Source organism: Persicitalea jodogahamensis (assembly GCF_014651615.1).
Lineage (GTDB): Bacteria > Bacteroidota > Bacteroidia > Cytophagales > Spirosomataceae > Persicitalea > Persicitalea jodogahamensis.
This window is the reverse complement of the sequence record NZ_BMXF01000002.1, coordinates 551,757-568,879: the sequence shown is the minus strand read 5'-3', so window position 1 is coordinate 568,879 and position 17,123 is coordinate 551,757. Positions and strand designations below refer to the sequence as shown.

The window sequence follows — 17,123 nt, the reverse complement described above, 5'->3', positions numbered from 1 at the left end:
CTCTTGCCAACTCTCCAGTACTCATTCTCTTTCCTCCGAAGTCGAAACGATCTTCTTGGGCGGAGTCAGGTTTTCCTCCAGACCCAATATTCTCACGCGCTCGACAATTTCGGATTGCTTGCCACTTTTCATGTACTCGGCCTTGGTGGCGGTGTACTCGGCGCGAAGGTCTTCCACCTCCGCTTTCAATTTCAGGCTTTTACGAACAAACTGTTCCGAGAGATAGCCCAGTCTTTCGTAAGCCACCAACAGAAATACAATCCACAGGAAATAATAGAAATAACGAACCGGTACCCGGTCCTGATGGCGTTCGTCTTTCTCTCCAAAAATTCTTTCCAGGGGCAAAAACCGATTCAACCAGTTGAAGAGCGAAAACTCTCGTTTTGGTTTGGGCGGCGGCGGGGGAGTACGGCGTTTGTTCATGGGTATTAATTTTGCATGATAGAATGAATGATAAAACAGGCTGACGCCAGCAATATTCTTTCATTCACTCATTCGAATTTAACTCCGCTATCCTTAGCTTGGCGCTCCTTGCGCGCGGGTTTCGTTCAATTTCTTCGGAGGAAGCTTCCAGCGGTTTGCGGGTAATGGCTCGGAGGGGCTTGATTTCGTTGCCGTAGAAGTCCTTTTCCACTTCACCTTCCAGTTTTCCTTTATTGATGAAATTTTTAACCGGGCGGTCTTCCAGCGAGTGGTAGGACATCACCACCAGTCGGCCGCCGGGGGCCAGGACCTCGGGTACCTGAATCAAAAACTCTTCCAGCACGGCCATCTCCTCGTTCACCTCGATGCGCAAAGCCTGGAAGATTTGGGCAAAGTACTTGTTTTCGCGATGGCGGGGCGCGTAGCGCTGGGCTACGGCTTTCAGATCATTGACTGTCTGAATCGGGGAATTATGGCGGACCGCGACGATGGCTTCGGCCACGGTGCGCGCGTTATGAACCTCACCATAGCGCCCCAGCACGGACTGCAACTCCGCCGCGCTGTACTCGTTCAGAATCTGCCGGGCATTGCGCTCTCCCTGCTGATTCATGCGCATATCGAGTTGGGCCTCGAAACGCGTGGAAAAACCGCGTTCGGCGGTGTCGAATTGATGCGACGACACTCCCAGATCAGCCAGAATACCATCCACCCGGCCGGCTTTGTACAATTTCAGATAACGCGTCAAATGCCGGAAGTTGGCGGCTATGAAGGTGAAACGCGTGTCGTTTTTCAGCTCCCGGGCATTGGCCGCCGCATCGGCGTCCTGGTCGAAGGCCAGCAGGCGCCCAGTCGTAAGCCTTTCCAGAATAGCCCGGGCGTGACCTCCACCGCCGAAAGTCACATCCACATAAGTCCCCTCAGGCCGGATGGCAAGGCCATCCAGACATTCGGTAAGCATCACAGGAGCGTGGTAAGCGGTGGGGATGGTAGTTTCAGATTTCATGAGTCAGGCACTGGTCAGACCCGGAACTTTATTTTGCAGCGAGTCCGTTACAAACTTAATAATTTTCCGGGGGAAGGCGGGCCCTTTTTCGCGGATTTAATTTTTCACACTATCCTCCTTCTTTTTATTAAAAAATTAATAATGAAGCAGCTATCCTACTGGATTTTAGGCATTCTAAGCCTTTTTATGGCCGCCTGCGATTCGTCCGGTTCGTCTTCCACGACTACCGTCAAGAACGGCACTTGGCGGGCCACCCTGATTCGCGACGGCCACACCCTGCCTTTCCTGCTCGACATCGAGGCGAATTCTGACGGGAAGACCTACTCCGCTTACGCCCTGAACGGCACCGAACGCTTCAAAATGGATACCGCTTACGTTGAAAATGATTCGCTGCACATTCCGATGGATTTGTACGACTCGGAGCTGATCGGCAAGATTGGCGAAGACCGGCTTACGGGTGTTTGGCGGGAGAGTCGGCCGGGAAGAGCGCCCGGAGAACTACCCTTTGAAGCTGTTTATGGTCAGGAGTACCGGTTTTTTGAACCAGGCATTAGTGAGAGTAGTGCTACCGTGGGCGGAAAGTGGGCAGTCACTTTCCGCAGCGAAGATCCCGAGGATTCGTACGAAGCCGTGGGCATTTTTGCCCAGGAAGGCGCAGAACTTACAGGTACTTTCCTTACGCCTACGGGGGATTACCGCTACCTGGCGGGCAATGTCAAAGGGGATAGCGTTTACCTTTCCTGCTTCGACGGCTCGCACGTATTCCTGTTCACCGCCGCACTGCAAGCCGACGGAAGTCTGAATGGCGAAGCGTTTTACGGCCTGACGGGCTATGAAACCTGGACCGCCCGCCCCGATGCCGATGCCAAACTACCTGACGCCAATACGCTGACCTACCTCAAGCCCGGCTACGACTCCTTCGATTTTGAATTTCCTAATGCCGATGGCAACATGGTTTCTTTGCAAGATCCTGTTTTTAAAGATAAGGTGGTGGTCGTGCAGATCATGGGTTCGTGGTGCCCCAATTGCATGGACGAAACGCGTTTCCTGGCGCCCTGGTACAAGAAAAACCGCGATCGGGGGGTCGAAATCGTCGGATTGGCTTTCGAGCGGTCAGACAAGCTGGAAGATTCCGCTCCCAAGCTGCGGAAGATGTCGCAACGCTACGATGTTTATTATCCGATCTTGCTCGCCGGACTCAGCGACAAGGACTCTGCCGCTACCTCGCTGCCAATGTTAAATCACATTATGTCGTTCCCAACGACCATTATTCTGGATAAAAAACACAACGTCCGCAACATTCATACTGGTTTTTCGGGTCCCGGTACGGGCAAGTACTATGATGAGTTCGTTGCCGATTTCAACCGCCTGGTGGATAAGTTGGTAGAGGAATGACCAAACAGGAAAAGCTCCTTCTTCTCGTTCTGGCGTGCATCAATTTCACGCACATTGTTGATTTCATGATCATGATGCCGCTGGGGCCGCAATTGATGCGGCACTTCGGCATTGGACCACAGGCGTTTGGGTTTATCGTGTCTTCGTATAGTTTGAGCGCGGGTATTTCCGGTTTTCTGGCGGCTTTCGTTGTGGATCGTTTCCCGCGTAATCAGGTAGTGCTGACAGCCTACGCTGGCTTCGTCGTCGGCACGCTGGCGTGTGGCCTCGCCCCCAACTACCAAATGCTGATTGCAGCCCGGGTACTGGCGGGAACATTCGGCGGAATTCTGGGAGCACAGGTGTTATCTATCGTAGGCGATGTGTTTGCCTACGAACGCCGGGCCCAGGCCATGTCCATCGTGATGACAGCCTTCTCGGCAGCATCCGTCGTGGGCGTGCCCCTAGGGCTGTATATCGCTACTGAATACAGCTGGCATGCGCCCTTTCTGGCGGTTGGTTTTCTGGGAATCGGGGTTTGGCTGCTCATTTGGCAATTTGTTCCCCGGCTGGATTCGCATCTTGTCAGCAAGGATCAGCGGCCCAATCCCATCGCCGTTCTGACAACGATCATCCGCAACCCGAATCAGTTGCGGGCTTTGTGGCTGACAACCACTATTATGCTGGGGCATTTCAGTATCATTCCCTATATCTCCCCTTATCTGGTATCCAATGTTGGGTACAGTGAGTCCGACATTTACCTGATTTATCTGGTCGGCGGAGCATTAACGATCTTCTCTGCGCCGCTGGTGGGTAAGCTTGCCGATCGCAAGGGAAAGTTTCCTGTCTTCGTCACCTTTGCGCTGCTGTCGCTCATCCCGATTTACCTGATTACGCACATGTCGCCGTCACCATTGGTGTACGTGCTGTTCGTGTCCGGGATGTTCTTTATCTTCTCCAATGGACGGCTCGTCCCGACCCAGGCCATGACAACTTCGGTGGTGCTGCCGCAAAACCGAGGCGGTTTCATGGCCATCAATTCTTCGGTTCAATTGCTTTCTCAGGCGTTGGCCACCTACGGCGCTGGTGTCATCATTGGCAAAACGGCTACCGGCCAACTCACCCATTATGGCACGGTGGGCTTTCTGGCCATGGCCGCTATTTTCGGCAGCATTTTTATCGCCCGTCTGGTGAAGCCGGTCGATGCAGCCCCAATGGCCAAACCAGAGACGGCACCTCCGGTTTTGGTGAAATGAAGCTTTCCCTTTGTAGCCTGACGTTTCACAGCCGCCTGTTATCGAGTTAAAAGGGGCTTTATCTTCCTTCTTCCACATGTAGAAGCGGCAAAACTACCCGAACTATTGTCCCTCTAAAACGTTGTGGGTAGATGATGCAAATTGTACCCAAGACCGGGCTGGCAGGTCTGAAAGAAAACTGGCAAAGCGATCTGCTGGCCGCTTTAAGTGTTTCACTCGTCGCTCTGCCGCTGGGTTTGGGTATTGCCATCGCCTCCGAAGCACCACCGATGGCAGGCCTTTTTGCCGCTATCATCGGTGGCGTCGTCACCACTTTTTTTCGCGGCAGTCACGTTGCCATCAATGGCCCTACGGCGGGTCTGATCGCTGTAATCCTGGGTTCGGCCATTTCGCTGAACGACGGTAGCGGGCAGACCCTGAACTATATTTTTGCGGCCGTCGTCGTTGCAGGCGGCATGCAGGTGCTGTTGGGATTGCTGAAGCTGGGTCGGCTGGCCGAGGTATTTCATTCCACCGTTATTCGCGGCATTCTGGCGGCAATCGGTGTGATCATCATTGCCAAACAAATCCACGTCGCGCTTGGAACCGAGACTTTTTCCACCAAGGTGTTTCAGATTTTTGGGGATGTCCTGGACCAATTTTCTGAAATCAACCCCTTCGTAGCGATCATCTCGGTCGTAGGGCTGACCATTCTGATCGTCCACGCCCGCACCAGCCAGGGATTTTTCAAACTCCTGCCCGCCCCCATGTGGGTACTTCTGGCGTCCATTCCCTTCGTGTACGCCTTCAATTTTTTTGATACCCACGTAGTGAGTTTTTTGGGTAAAGAGCATTATTTGGGGCCGCACCTGCTGGTATCTGTCCCTAACAACCCGCTCAATGCCATCGCATTCCCGAATTTTTCGCGTATTGGCGACTGGCCTTTCTGGACCTCGGTCATCTCTATCACCATGATCGCGAGCATCGAATCGCTGGCGGCCTGTAAGGCCATTGACAAGCTAGACCCGTACAAGCGTAAAACGGACTTGAATAAAGACCTCGTCGGCGTCGGACTAAGTACCATGCTCTCTGGGTTGATCGGCGGGCTGCCCATCATCACCGTCATTGTGCGCAGCACGGTCAACATTCAGAACCACGCCAAAACCAAATGGTCCAACTTCTACCATGGCTCGTTTCTACTGGTTTTTGTCTTTATTCTCTCGCCCGTCATCCAGAAAATACCGCTGGCGGCGCTGGCGGCGCTGCTGGTCTTCATTGGTTTCCGGCTGGCATCGCCCAAGGTGTTTCGTCTCGTGTATGAACAAGGATTCGAACAGCTTGTATTTTTTATAAGTACGCTGACAATCACGCTGCTCACCAACCTGCTCGTTGGGGTATTTGGTGGGTTAGTCGTGGTTTTGATCGCTCATATCTTCATTGCCAAGGTCAGTATCCCGCAGTTTTTCCGACTGATTTTTAAATCAAAATTCACTTTGGAAAAACAAGGTGATGGCTCCTGGGAACTGACGCTGGATGGGATCGCCAATTTCCTGACAACCATTCGACTAACTAATCTACTGGAAAAAATCCCCAACGGTGCCCAAGTAAACATCAATGCCGGGCGGGCGCGACTGATCGACCTTTCCATTATGGAACATCTGTATGATTTCCAGCGACTGCACCTGGGAACAGAAGGTAAAGTGACTTTCTCAGGTTTTGGCAATTATTTTTCCACTTCAAAAAACAAGCTGGCCCTGAAACTGCTTAAAGACCCCGAAAATGAGCTGACGCCCCGGCAATTGCGATTGAAAGCCATGGCCATCGAAAACAACTACGCATTTCAGCCCGAGCCCAAAGAGAACCTCGACTATCTGGAAACGTTTTATTTTTTCAGGAGCCGTCCCGTCGACGCCAAGTACAACCGCATCTCGGGGAAAACGCGGGATCTGGAATGGGAAATTTCCGATGTACAGTTCGAGGTGGGGGCCTTTGAGTCTTATCAGGAATTCACCACAACGATCGATCTCATCAAGTTTCCCGACGATATTCCGCGCTTTACCATCGAGCGCAAAGATTTGATGGACAAGTTGATCGATCCTTCGCTTCGCAAAGACATCGACTTCCTGCGCTACGAGAATTTCTCCAAAAAATTTGTGGTGAAGGTCGAGGATACGGACGCCATGGACAAATTCATGAATCCCGCTCTGGAACGCCTTATCGAGGCCAGCAGCATTCAGCACCTTGAAAGCAACGGCGAGTCGATCATCATTTTCAATGACGAACTTAAAAAGGCAAAGCGGCGTGAATTTGAGCAATTGATTGCTTTTTCTCAGAAACTGATGCAGTTGATCAAGTAGCAGGTTGGCACGTATTTCGTAAATTTGAAAAAACCGGAATAGCCGCCATTCATGACCGAACGCACCCATTTTTTCGATACCAAAATTGAATTCCTCAAAGGCGTGGGACCGCAGCGGGCCGCGCTGCTCAACAAGGAGCTGAACATCTTCACCTATGGTGACCTGCTGCAGCACTACCCCTTCCGACACGAGGATCGCTCTCAGTTTCATCACATCAATGAACTAAGTGAGCTGCTGCCCGGCGCGCAGATTAAGGGTCGGTTGAAGGATTGGCTGATTACGGGGGAAGGGCACAAAAAACGCCTCGTAGGTACTTTTACCGATGGTACCGGCATCCTCGAACTGGTGTGGTTTCATGGCATTTCGTGGTTTGAGAAAAGCTTGCGCAAAAATGCCGACTACATCGTATACGGTAAACCGGCCGAATTTGGCGGCCGCTATAGCATCACTCATCCTGACATCGAACTGCTCACGCCCGAGAACATCAACGGCGGTACCTGGCAGCCCATTTATCCACTGACAGACATGCTCCGCAAGCGACGGGTGGACAGCCGCACCATCAGCCGGATGATGAAATCGCTGCTGGAAATCGCTACGCCGCACATCCGCGAAACGCTGCCCGAAGCATTGATTACGCAGTACCGCCTGGCGTCGAAGGCCGAAGCGCTGTGGAGCATTCATTTGCCGCCTTCCCAGGCGCATCTGCATCAGGCCACGCGACGGTTGAAGTTCGAGGAGCTGTTTTACAATCAGTTGCGCCTAATTAAGAGTAAAATTCTGCAAAAAAACGAGTTTCCCGGCCAGGTGTTCGACAAGGTGGAACTGCTGAAAGAATTTTATGACAATCACCTGCCCTTTGAACTCACTAACGCTCAGGCGCGGGTACTTCGTGAGATTCATGACGACTTCAAAACGGGCCGCCAGATGAACCGCCTTTTGCAGGGTGACGTAGGCTCGGGCAAGACCATTGTAGCGTTCATTGCCATGCTCATGGCTCTCGACAACGGTGCGCAGGCCTGCCTGATGGCTCCAACCGAAATCCTGGCCGACCAACATTATCAGGGCCTGAAAGTGTACGCCGAGCGGCTGGGCATCAACATCGGCAAGCTCACAGGATCGACCAAGAAGAAAGACAGGCGTGTTCTGCACGAGGAATTACAGAGCGGCGCCATGCAAATCCTCGTGGGCACCCATGCTTTGATTGAGGACGCGGTACAATTCAAAAACCTGGGATTTTGCGTCATCGACGAGCAGCACCGCTTCGGCGTGGCCCAGCGTTCCAGGCTGTGGGCCAAGAATGAGGAAATTCACCCGCACATCATGGTCATGACCGCCACGCCCATTCCCCGTACGCTGGCAATGACGCTCTACGGCGACTTAGACATTTCTGTGATCGATGAACTACCCGCCGGACGTAAGCCTATCAAGACCGTCCACCGCTATGATGCGCACCGGGCCACGCTATTTGGTTTCCTGAAAGAGGAAATCGCTAAGGGACGCCAGATCTACATTGTCTATCCGCTGATCGAGGAATCTGAGAAAATGGACTTAAAGGACCTGACCGATGGCTACGAGAGCATTTCGCGTTCCTTCCCCGATGTACCTCTGAGCATTCTGCACGGGCGGATGAAGCCCCAAGACAAAGACTATGAGATGGCACGTTTTGTCAAGAACGAGACTAAAATCATGGTAGCTACGACGGTCATCGAGGTAGGCGTGAATGTACCTAACGCCTCAGTGATGGTAATCGAAAACGCCGAGCGATTCGGTCTGGCGCAATTGCACCAGTTGCGGGGCCGCGTGGGCCGGGGTGCCGAACAATCTTTCTGCGTTCTGATGACTGATTTCAAACTCAGCCAGGATACCCGAAAGCGGTTGGAAACGATGTGCCGCACCAACAACGGTTTCGAGATTTCGGAAGTGGATCTGGAGCTGCGCGGCCCCGGCGACCTGACGGGTACTCAGCAAAGCGGCATCATGGACCTGATTATCGCCGACCTGGCCAAAGACGGCGCCATCCTGAAAGAGGCCCGCAAGTCCGCTGAAGCTATCCTGGACGCCGACCCGGATTTGGTAACACCTCCTTACGCCGCCATTCGCGGACATTTGGACAGCCTCAGGGCGTCGGATACAAACTGGAGCAGAATTAGTTGAAAGGGGTTAAGGGATAAAAGATTAAACGATGTTTTTGGCAAATCCAGCAACGCTCTCCGCTCTCTTTACTACCCGCTTAACCCTTTAACCCTTCACCTAAAAGCGCAACGCTTCTCAAATCTCCACCTTCACGATTTCACCCGGAAACTCAAAAGTATTCGGGCGGGTAACGTGAAGAGCAGCACCGAGTGCGGCCGCATAGGGCAGCAGCGTTGTAAATACCTCTTTGTCGGAGAATGTTCGGGCGAGCAATTGCGTAAAAATCTCGTTTTTGGCGAATCCTCCATCAATAAACAGTGTAGGGATCGCGTCCACACCAATCAGTTTCAAAGACTCAGCAACAATATGAGTCAGGCCGATCAGAAGGTGATGGTAGGCGGCTTCGGGGGTAGCAAAGGCGCTAATTTGCCAGGGGCCTGGCTGTGGTTCGGGGAATGGTCCGTTTCCTTCCATGCAGGCCGGATAAAACGGCGGAGCATCTTGAGTCAGGTACTTTTCGTCAAAAGATATATTGCGGCAATATTCCGGATCAAGGTTAAAGTACTCATTGATCCGTGTTACCTGATAGTCGTGTTCCCGACCCATAAATACGCGTGAAGCCTTTACGCCGCTGCCTTCGGGAGTCATGAAGTGCAGGCAATCGCGTTCGAGTTGTTCCGAAGTAAGCGGATTGGTAGCGAAAGGGTTGAAATTAACGCACCAGGTTCCGGTAGAAAGCAGAATAAACGGCTTCTTGAAAGCCATGCGGTAAGGAATCAGCGCCGCTGAGCTGTCGTGAATACCGAAGCCTGACTGAATGACGCTTTTGTCGAAACGGTAGATAAAAGAAGATGCGGCCAACAGGTTGGCCATTTTCTTATCGATCTTTTCATTCTTCACCCATTCATGATAATCCATCATTTCCAGGCTCCACAACGCGGTATGGCAGCCGATTGACGTGAAATCACTCACCTTACGTCCCGTCAGCAGGAAAAGGATGTACTGCGGCAGGTGTAGTGAGGTTTTCACTTCGGCATACACCTCCGGGCGGTTGTGCTTGAGCCAGTACACCTGCAGACCTGAATTCAGTAAACCCATGGGCGGCGAACCCGTTTGCAGGGCAATCTTCATTGGGTCACCATATTCGCCGTAAAACTGTGCGGCCAAGTCATCGGGAAAAGGCTTCAGATAGGAATAAAGGGGGGCAACGGGCTTGTCCCAGGCATCCAGGTGCACGAAACTGGCACCGTAGCCCGAAACGTTTACCGCCTGAAGCTGAAATTCCTCTTCTTTTTTAAGTTCCTCCCAGTGCCCCTGCACCCACTTCGTCAGCAATTCCACATCATCGCAGGGGAAACCGTCTTCATCTACGGTTTCAGGCAGCACCTCTTTGATTTCGCGCACCACTTGATACGCTTCGTCAAACAAAATATATTTTTTATTAGTACGACCAATGTCGAATACAGCGGTAACTTTCATTCTTTGTTGTTGATTGGTTTAACGGCCGGCACAGGCCGACCCGCAGCAGTAGCGTTGTCGATTTGGTGAGTAAATGAATTGGTCGGGTAAGAAAAACAATATTTCCCAAATTCACACATCCTCAAATCAACAAATCAGCCTTTTTTACTCAAAACCGGCTTAATCACGTCCGTCCAACGACGATAACCTTCGGCATTCATGTGCAGACTGTCTTTAAGGAAAATACCGGGATCGGGACGGCCGTTTTTCAGCATGACCGGCCAGACGTCAATGTAGCCATGATTCTTGTCCTTTTTTACGAAGTTTTCAATCAACTGATTGGCTTTTATTACTTCGTCCCGCCGCGCCCAGCGCGAGGGGGATGGCTTGATGGATACGAAATACATCTGCACGCCGGGCAGTTGCTCACGCACCAGTCGCGTAAATTCCACGTACGAGTCACGGGTTTGCTCGGGAGTTTTGGTATTGTCCACAAACATATCATTCTCGCAGTAAGTGACTACTGTTTCAGGTTTGTATTTCAATACCGTTTCGTCGATATAGTGAATCATCTCGGGTATGGTGGAGCCACCAAAACCCCGGTTGACGATTGGCAATGGCGCCATATCTTCGCTGGCATTCTTCCACAGTCGAAAACTCGAACTACCCGTCAGGACGATGCCGCCCGGTGCAGGCATTTGGGCCGCGTCTAGCCTGGCAAAGCCTGCAATGTCATTTTTATTGTTTTCAACTGAATAGTTGGGCGTGTATGGTGCGCCAATCGGCTGATAAGAAGGTTGTTTATGACAAGCCAGTGCCAGCAGAGTCAGCAGCACGACGGCAATTTTTGTTTTTTGCATTGATTGTGATTCTAGTAGTACAAGCAAGAAAGAGAAAACCGGAAAGAATATAATGGTTTGCGGTCAGCACTCTAAAAAACGCCTCTTGCGATCTGCATCACGTTGTCCGACTTGCCCATGGTGTAAAAGTGCAACACCGGCACGCCAAACTCAATAAGCTCCTTACATTGCTTGATGCCCCACTCGATCCCGACCTGCCTGACCTGATCGTTGGTAGCACACTTTTCGGCTTCCTGCACCAGCTCTTGTGGCATGTCGAGGTGAAAAATGCGAGGAAGTACCGTAAGTTGGTTCCGGGTAGCGAGCGGTTTTAGGCCCGGGATAATCGGCACCGTGATCCCTGCCGCGCGGCAGCGCTCCACAAATTGAAAATACTTCTGGTTATCGAAAAACATTTGGGTCACGATGTACTCGGCCCCAGCCTCAACCTTTTTTTTGAGGTACGACAAATCCGTGTCGTAATTGGCAGCCTCAAAATGCTTCTCGGGGTAGCCCGCCACACCGATACAGAAATTAGTGGGTGTGGCCTCAGTCTCTTCGTGAAGCAGCACGCCCCGGTTCATGTCTCTCACCTGACTGATCAGCTCAGAGGCGTAAGCGTGGCCGCCGGTTTTAGCCCGAAATACCCCCGCCGACTTCTCGGGATCACCGCGCAGGATCAGCGCATTGTCAATCCCCAGATAATGCAGGTCGAAGAGCATATCCTCCGTTTCCTCTTTGGTGAAGCCACCGCAGATTACGTGTGGTACGGCATCCACCTTAAAGCGCTCCATCAGCCGGGCGCAAATTCCCACTGTACCGGGCCGCTTCCGTACCGGGATGCGCTGCACTAGCCCGTTGGGCTGCGGCTTGTCAATCACCTCTTCCCGGTGATAAGTCACGTCAACAAAAGGTGGTTTGAACTCCATCAATGGTTCGATGGAGTCAAGAAGTTGATTAATATTCTGCCCCTTCAGGGGCGGGATGATTTCAATGGAAAACAGCGTTTGGCCCTCGGACCGCTGAATGTGTTCGGTAACTTTGGTCATTTTATAAAAAAAAGAATAGCTCGACTTACCCCACAAAATAAGGGATAATTAAGCTATTCGGGGCAAAGATCCGGCATTTCATTTAGCTTTACTTTTCTTCATAAACTACCCTTTTTACATGAATTATCTATAAAATATACTTTTTGCAGATATAAAAACTACCAAAAGGCTAGTCTTTCAGATGAAAAATCAAAGCAAAATAAGATATTTTATCTTCGGCATTTGACGCCATCAGCTGGCGGGCTCGCAGTTGTGCTGTTTGGTTCGTTTCAGGCGTCCTACATCGAATCCCTTACTAATGGCGATTGCCGTCAACTTTTCAAAGGTACTTTGGGGCATTTCGCGCTTGCGGCTCAAGATCCAGAGATAGTCACGGGAGGGCGCACCGACCATGGCATATGAGTAGTCGTCAGCCAGGGCAATAATATAATAGTCACCCTTGAAAGGCCAGAAAAACTGCACGCCCAGTTCGGCGTTGGTGGCCTCATTGCGCACGAAGGCTTTGGCTGTGGCCTGCTGCCACTTCTGCTTTTTAACATTGTAGCAGCGGTTGTCGACGGCTACCGTGCCATCGTTATTAATGGTATACTCCGCCGTGGTGCAGGTGCAGTTTTTCTGAAAAGGTGCCGGAAAAGAGGCAATCTCGTACCATTTCCCCACGTATTTTTCCAAATCGACGTGTTGCACGGTTTCCAGCGGCTCATCGCCTTTGGATGAAGTAAGCATATAGGCTGCCACTCCCGCCAGGGAACCGGCAGCTATCGAAATCAAAAAATCCTTCTTTTCTTTATCTCTCATTGTCAATAACTTAATTCGTGGTATTCTCTTCTTCGTCCGCGATATCTTTATTTTCAATCGGGACATCGTTGGGCGTTTCGTTGTAGCCCTTGTTGTCATTCATGTTATGATCTTCGAATTCTTGCTTTGCCTCCTGATCCAGCCGCTCGGGAGCCTTTTGAGAGTCATCGTTGTGCTTCTTGTCATGTTTCACACCCGAAGCTACGGGGGTTCCTGCAGCTACGTGCTTTACTTTTTCGGGTTCTTCCTTTTCGTTGACAGTCTCTTTTTTAGGGTTCGTTTCCATGAGTTCTTCTGATTTTGTTAAGTCGGTACGGTCGTTTGCTCAAAACTACTAAATAATAAAAATAGCCTACCGTAAAACGATAGGCCATTCCGTGTAAACCCTCCTCTATCTGTGATATGACTAGTGTGCCTGTTGAAAGGCTGCACATTTACGCTATACACAGGTGTCAATAGCTTGACACGAATTTCTATTAAAAGCTTTATGCCAAAAAAAGACTAATTACATAAAATCGAGTTAATTAACTTATATTCAGAATATTATAATAAACTTGGAGGTAGTTTATCAAATATCGATTTCCATCCCAAACAAACGTATATTGGTAAAATTCTCCTCAAAAACCTCACTAATGCCCCAAACCTACCACAACATGGCTATACGTCACGGAGCATTAGTATGTGTTCGATACCGTCTTCCAGGTACATATCTCCCAATTGCCTGAATCCAAAGGACTCATAGAATTTCTGCAGGTAGCGTTGCGCCCCAATTTGTATGGGGACCGGGCCGTATAAATCCTCGACTGCCGTGATGCTGCGCCGCATCAGCTCACGTCCGACGCCATATCGCCGAACTGTCAGGGCAGTAGCTACTCGTCCGATGGAAGCAAAATCGTAGATGACACCCGGCGGCACCACACGGGTATAGGCGACCAAAGACGAAGAATCCTCAGATAAACCCAGCAAATGGTGGCAAAGCTGATCTTTACCGTCAAGATCGGGAAAGGGACAGTTCTGCTCCACAATAAAGACCTCGTTCCGTAGCCGCAGCAACGTGTAGAGCTCATCGAGGCTCAGTTCGGGAAAAGTCTTAAGCGTCCAGTTAATTTGCATAAACATTAAAAAGGGAAGGCAGATAATAGTTGCGGCGATAAAGCCAGGTTTTGTAATTTTGCAAAGCAGCAAGAAACTAGTTTGCAAGACAAGTTTTGAATGAGAAACCTGCGACGCCGATCTGAAAAACCGAGTCAAACATTCATTCATTCAAAATTCACTAATTCAATATTAAAAAAATGGGAAGAGCATTTGAATACCGGAAGGCCCGCATGTTTAAGCGGTGGGACCACATGGCCAAGACGTTTACACGCATTGGCAAGGACATTACACTGGCCGTAAAGGAGGGTACCGACGATCCGGCCACCAACGCCCGGCTCCGGGTACTTATCCAGAACGCCCGCGCCGCCAATATGCCCAAGGACACCGTAGATCGGGCCATCAAGCGGGCTTCGGAACGTGACCAGGCCGACTACAAAGAAATGGTGTACGAGGGCTACGGTCCGCACGGTATCGCTATTCTGGTCGAAAGTACCACCGACAACCCTACCCGCACGGTGGCCAACGTCCGCAGCTACTTCAACAAGCTCGGCGGCAGTCTGGGTACGATGGGAATGCTGGATTTTCTCTTCGACCGCAAGTGCATCTTCAAGATTGCCAACTCGGGGCAAGACGTGGAGGAGCTGGAATTGGAACTGATCGACTACGGCGCCGAAGAGGTGTTCCTGGACGAGGAGACCGATCAGATCAATGTGTACGGCGAGTTCACGTCCTTCGGTAGTTTGCAGAGCTACTTCGAGGAGAACAATATCGAGATCGCCGAGGCGGACTTCGAGCGTATTCCCAAGGATACCAAAAAATTAAGCGAGGAAGAAACCGCCGAGGTCGAAAAACTCATCGAGCGCATCGAGGAGGACGACGACGTGCAGCGGGTGTACCATACGATGGGGTAGTATTGGACGCTTGGAATGAACCTACTGGTAGTTCTAACGTACCATTCCAAAGGTCGGATTATTATCTGTAGCGACAATCTGCAATTCTACAGTGCGGCCCACTTCGTTGCGCTTAAGATGTCGGCGATTGTACTTGAGCGTGTTAAAGAGAGTAAAGGTTATCGCCGGGGTAGCAGCTATTGCTGGAACAAGGACCGTTCCGCCAGTAGCGACTCCTACTACGCCGATTCCTACTCCAAAAAGGGCCGCCATCGGTATAATTCGTTTGAGCGGAACCCGATCCACATTCAATATACGATCAATGCTTACTTCTGCACCGTTACTTAGAAGTACTTGATTATCATTAATTTGTCGAACCGAACCATAAATAAATATACTTTCACCGTCAGGGAGAGCGTAATAAAGTTGTACATTATCTCCTTTCTTGATCGTGGTGATTTTTGCAGTAGAAAGATGACTGACTTGCAGAACACTTTGTCCAAAGCTATTATGAATGCTTAGGAAAAGTACTATGGATAAAACTAAGGCACAGTTTTTCATATAGAAGATTATGTTGAGGGAGCAAGGCACTATCTATCAAATCGATATTCAACAAACGTCCTGTTTTAACTGTGTAGTATTTCTGTAAGAAATTTCATGTTACAAAGTTTCAACCTATAAAAAGAGATCGAATAACATTTGACCGCATTCCTGCGGCCACTGTACCGAAGAAGACTATGGAGATCTCTGACCACAGAGCACCATCAATTATACTCTCCATAACCATCTGTCTCGTAACTAAGCATTTCTATAGAAGAACTATCACAGCTCGCTTCAATCAAGTTTAAGTCGAAAAAAGCTATTTTCTTGATAGTATCTTTTTCGTTGAAGGGAGAGTATACTCGGATCAAGTTGTTGTAAACTTTTCCATTTACGATTCCAGACGAGAATGTAAGTTTCTGATTTTTCGGATTTATGACTGTAGATGCGTCTACGTCAACAATCCAGGCTTGTTTCCCGTTGAAGAGCCTACAATTATCCTTGCCAACTACTTTACCGGCAACACCCAGATCAGCAAGTGGCTTGCCACAACCACAAACCAGACAAAGTACAACAGCGTAAACAGTAAATTTTGGAAGATGGCTCATACTAAAAAATGGAAGTTGGAAAAGTCATATAAAGGAGTTGCAACCCCTTTCTTTCATAGTCAGTAACGCGTAGCCGCTCGCGTACGAACGATTCGGCGGCAGGGTCGAGTTGCTGATAGCTGGCAATTTCGGCAATGAAAGCGTCTTTGGGTGTGGTTATGTGGCTCATGGTGTGGGGATTGGTAATTGATTTCTAAAAATGGAAAAAAAAATACATAGGCCAGATCTTAGAGTAAAAAGAATAAATGAAGAAGCTTTCTTTATAGAAAGCTAAAACTCTATTTTTGAAAAACTTATGAGGCCAATCCTTTTGTTCGCTCTCCTACTTTGTACCACTTTCACTACCATGGCCCAAACCCTTTACCCTACCCTCGGCCAAATCCAGTACGACGACCCAAGCTTCGAAAAATTAATTCCGAAGGGCACCAAACTTGAAGTACTTGCGACAGGATTTGACTGGTCGGAAGGGCCGGTATGGATCAAAGATGGCGGCTATCTGATTTTTTCGGATGTACCGCAGAATACGATATTCAAGTGGAGTGAAAAGGAGGGAATTTCCGTTTTTCTCAAACCTTCGGGCTTTACCGGACGCGGTACCTATGGCGACGAACCCGGCAGCAACGGCCTGACGATCGATGATAAAGGTCGCCTGATTAGCTGTGAACACGGCGACCGCCGCGTATCGGCCATGCCGCTGACGGGCGGCGGCAAAATCACCCTTGCCGACCGCTACCAAGGCAAGCGTTTCAACAGCCCCAACGACGTGGTGCAGCACGCGGGCAATGGTAGTTTCTACTTCACCGACCCACCCTACGGCATGCCCAAAAAGGCGGACGACCCCACGCGCGAAATCGATGCCTTTGGCGTGTACCGGATCGCTCCTGACGGGGAGGTCACTAGGGTCATTGAAAACCTGACGCGGCCCAACGGGCTCGCCTTCTCGCCCGATGGAAAGACGCTTTACGTGGCGCAATCGGACCCGGAGCGGGCTGTGGTGATGAAGTATCCGGTCCAGAACGATGGTAGTTTGGGTAGTGGGAAACTTTTCTACGATGCTACGCCGTTGGTAAAGAAGGGATTGCAGGGACTTCCTGACGGCTTAAAGTTAGATCAGGCGGGCAATATCTGGACCACCGGGCCGGGCGGCATTTTAGTATTAAGCCCAGAAGGCAAGCTACTGGGCCGCATCGAAACCGGGCAGGCCACTGCCAATTGCGCCTGGGGTGATGACGGAAGTACTCTATATGTAACGGCCGACGGCTACCTCTGCCGAATTCGGACGAAAGCGAAAGGAGCAGGTTTTTAGTTGAAAGTTAAGGAG

At 50.4% G+C, this 17,123-nt stretch carries 17 protein-coding genes; 6 read left to right on the top strand and 11 right to left on the bottom strand.

Annotated features, from left to right (window positions below):
* Positions 1–21: 21 nt before the first annotated feature.
* Together IE117_RS12600 and rsmH are read right to left on the bottom strand one after the other, a co-directional pair.
* On the bottom strand, positions 22–423 hold the full coding sequence (locus IE117_RS12600; RefSeq protein WP_229580817.1) for an FtsL-like putative cell division protein: 402 nt from the start codon (positions 421–423) through the stop codon (positions 22–24).
* Positions 424–487: 64 nt separating this feature from the next.
* Positions 488–1,426 carry a 16S rRNA (cytosine(1402)-N(4))-methyltransferase RsmH gene (gene rsmH, locus IE117_RS12595; RefSeq protein ID WP_229580815.1) on the bottom strand — a complete coding sequence of 313 codons (939 nt, stop codon included), beginning with the start codon at positions 1,424–1,426 and terminating at the stop codon, positions 488–490.
* A gap of 141 nt (positions 1,427–1,567) precedes the next feature.
* Between rsmH and IE117_RS12590 the strand changes: the two genes are divergently transcribed.
* The 4 genes from IE117_RS12590 (at position 1,568) to recG (ending at position 8,546) form a co-directional block, all read left to right on the top strand.
* A complete protein-coding gene (locus tag IE117_RS12590; RefSeq protein WP_229580813.1) occupies positions 1,568–2,821 on the top strand; it encodes a peroxiredoxin family protein in 1,254 nt (417 codons plus the stop codon).
* The gene (locus IE117_RS12585; protein ID WP_189564758.1) at positions 2,818–4,056 is read left to right on the top strand and encodes an MFS transporter; all 1,239 of its coding nucleotides are present in this window, start codon (positions 2,818–2,820) and stop codon (positions 4,054–4,056) included. The genes IE117_RS12590 and IE117_RS12585 overlap by 4 nt, the downstream gene beginning before the upstream one ends.
* A gap of 131 nt (positions 4,057–4,187) precedes the next feature.
* Positions 4,188–6,392, top strand: a complete 2,205-nt coding sequence (locus tag IE117_RS12580) for a SulP family inorganic anion transporter (RefSeq protein WP_189564757.1) — start codon at positions 4,188–4,190, stop codon at positions 6,390–6,392.
* 51 nt (positions 6,393–6,443) lie between these two features.
* Positions 6,444–8,546 carry an ATP-dependent DNA helicase RecG gene (recG, locus tag IE117_RS12575; RefSeq protein WP_189564756.1) on the top strand — a complete coding sequence of 701 codons (2,103 nt, stop codon included), beginning with the start codon at positions 6,444–6,446 and terminating at the stop codon, positions 8,544–8,546.
* Positions 8,547–8,660: 114 nt separating this feature from the next.
* Here the strand turns inward: recG and IE117_RS12570 are convergent, their stop codons facing one another.
* From IE117_RS12570 to IE117_RS12545, 6 genes are all read right to left on the bottom strand, one after another.
* Positions 8,661–10,004, bottom strand: a complete 1,344-nt coding sequence (locus IE117_RS12570; protein ID WP_189564754.1) for an FGGY-family carbohydrate kinase — start codon at positions 10,002–10,004, stop codon at positions 8,661–8,663.
* Between the two features lie 134 nt (positions 10,005–10,138).
* Entirely contained in the window at positions 10,139–10,843 is a 705-nt protein-coding gene (locus IE117_RS12565; protein WP_189564753.1) for a GDSL-type esterase/lipase family protein, read from the bottom strand.
* A 71-nt stretch (positions 10,844–10,914) separates the two neighbouring features.
* A complete protein-coding gene (metF, locus tag IE117_RS12560; protein WP_189564752.1) occupies positions 10,915–11,871 on the bottom strand; it encodes a methylenetetrahydrofolate reductase [NAD(P)H] in 957 nt (318 codons plus the stop codon).
* 231 nt (positions 11,872–12,102) lie between these two features.
* Complete coding sequence (locus IE117_RS12555; RefSeq protein ID WP_189564751.1) at positions 12,103–12,669, bottom strand: lipocalin family protein; 567 nt, start codon at positions 12,667–12,669, stop codon at positions 12,103–12,105.
* Between the two features lie 10 nt (positions 12,670–12,679).
* Positions 12,680–12,955: a hypothetical protein gene (locus IE117_RS12550; RefSeq protein ID WP_189564750.1), complete on the bottom strand. Its 276-nt coding sequence runs from the start codon at positions 12,953–12,955 to the stop codon at positions 12,680–12,682.
* A gap of 371 nt (positions 12,956–13,326) precedes the next feature.
* Positions 13,327–13,782: a GNAT family N-acetyltransferase gene (locus IE117_RS12545; RefSeq protein WP_229580810.1), complete on the bottom strand. Its 456-nt coding sequence runs from the start codon at positions 13,780–13,782 to the stop codon at positions 13,327–13,329.
* Positions 13,783–13,961: 179 nt separating this feature from the next.
* On the opposite strand from IE117_RS12545, the gene IE117_RS12540 reads away from it, so the two are divergent.
* Positions 13,962–14,675 carry a YebC/PmpR family DNA-binding transcriptional regulator gene (locus IE117_RS12540; RefSeq protein WP_189564748.1) on the top strand — a complete coding sequence of 238 codons (714 nt, stop codon included), beginning with the start codon at positions 13,962–13,964 and terminating at the stop codon, positions 14,673–14,675.
* A 33-nt stretch (positions 14,676–14,708) separates the two neighbouring features.
* Here IE117_RS12540 and IE117_RS12535 read toward each other — a convergent pair whose 3' ends face one another.
* From IE117_RS12535 to IE117_RS12525, 3 genes are all read right to left on the bottom strand, one after another.
* Positions 14,709–15,215, bottom strand: a complete 507-nt coding sequence (locus tag IE117_RS12535; protein WP_189564747.1) for a hypothetical protein — start codon at positions 15,213–15,215, stop codon at positions 14,709–14,711.
* A 203-nt stretch (positions 15,216–15,418) separates the two neighbouring features.
* Entirely contained in the window at positions 15,419–15,802 is a 384-nt protein-coding gene (locus IE117_RS12530; RefSeq protein ID WP_189564746.1) for a hypothetical protein, read from the bottom strand.
* Between the two features lies 1 nt (position 15,803).
* Positions 15,804–15,971, bottom strand: a complete 168-nt coding sequence (locus IE117_RS12525) for a hypothetical protein (protein ID WP_189564745.1) — start codon at positions 15,969–15,971, stop codon at positions 15,804–15,806.
* A 177-nt stretch (positions 15,972–16,148) separates the two neighbouring features.
* Between IE117_RS12525 and IE117_RS12520 the strand changes: the two genes are divergently transcribed.
* A complete protein-coding gene (locus IE117_RS12520; protein ID WP_189564744.1) occupies positions 16,149–17,108 on the top strand; it encodes an SMP-30/gluconolactonase/LRE family protein in 960 nt (319 codons plus the stop codon).
* The last annotated feature ends 15 nt before the right edge of the window (positions 17,109–17,123 follow it).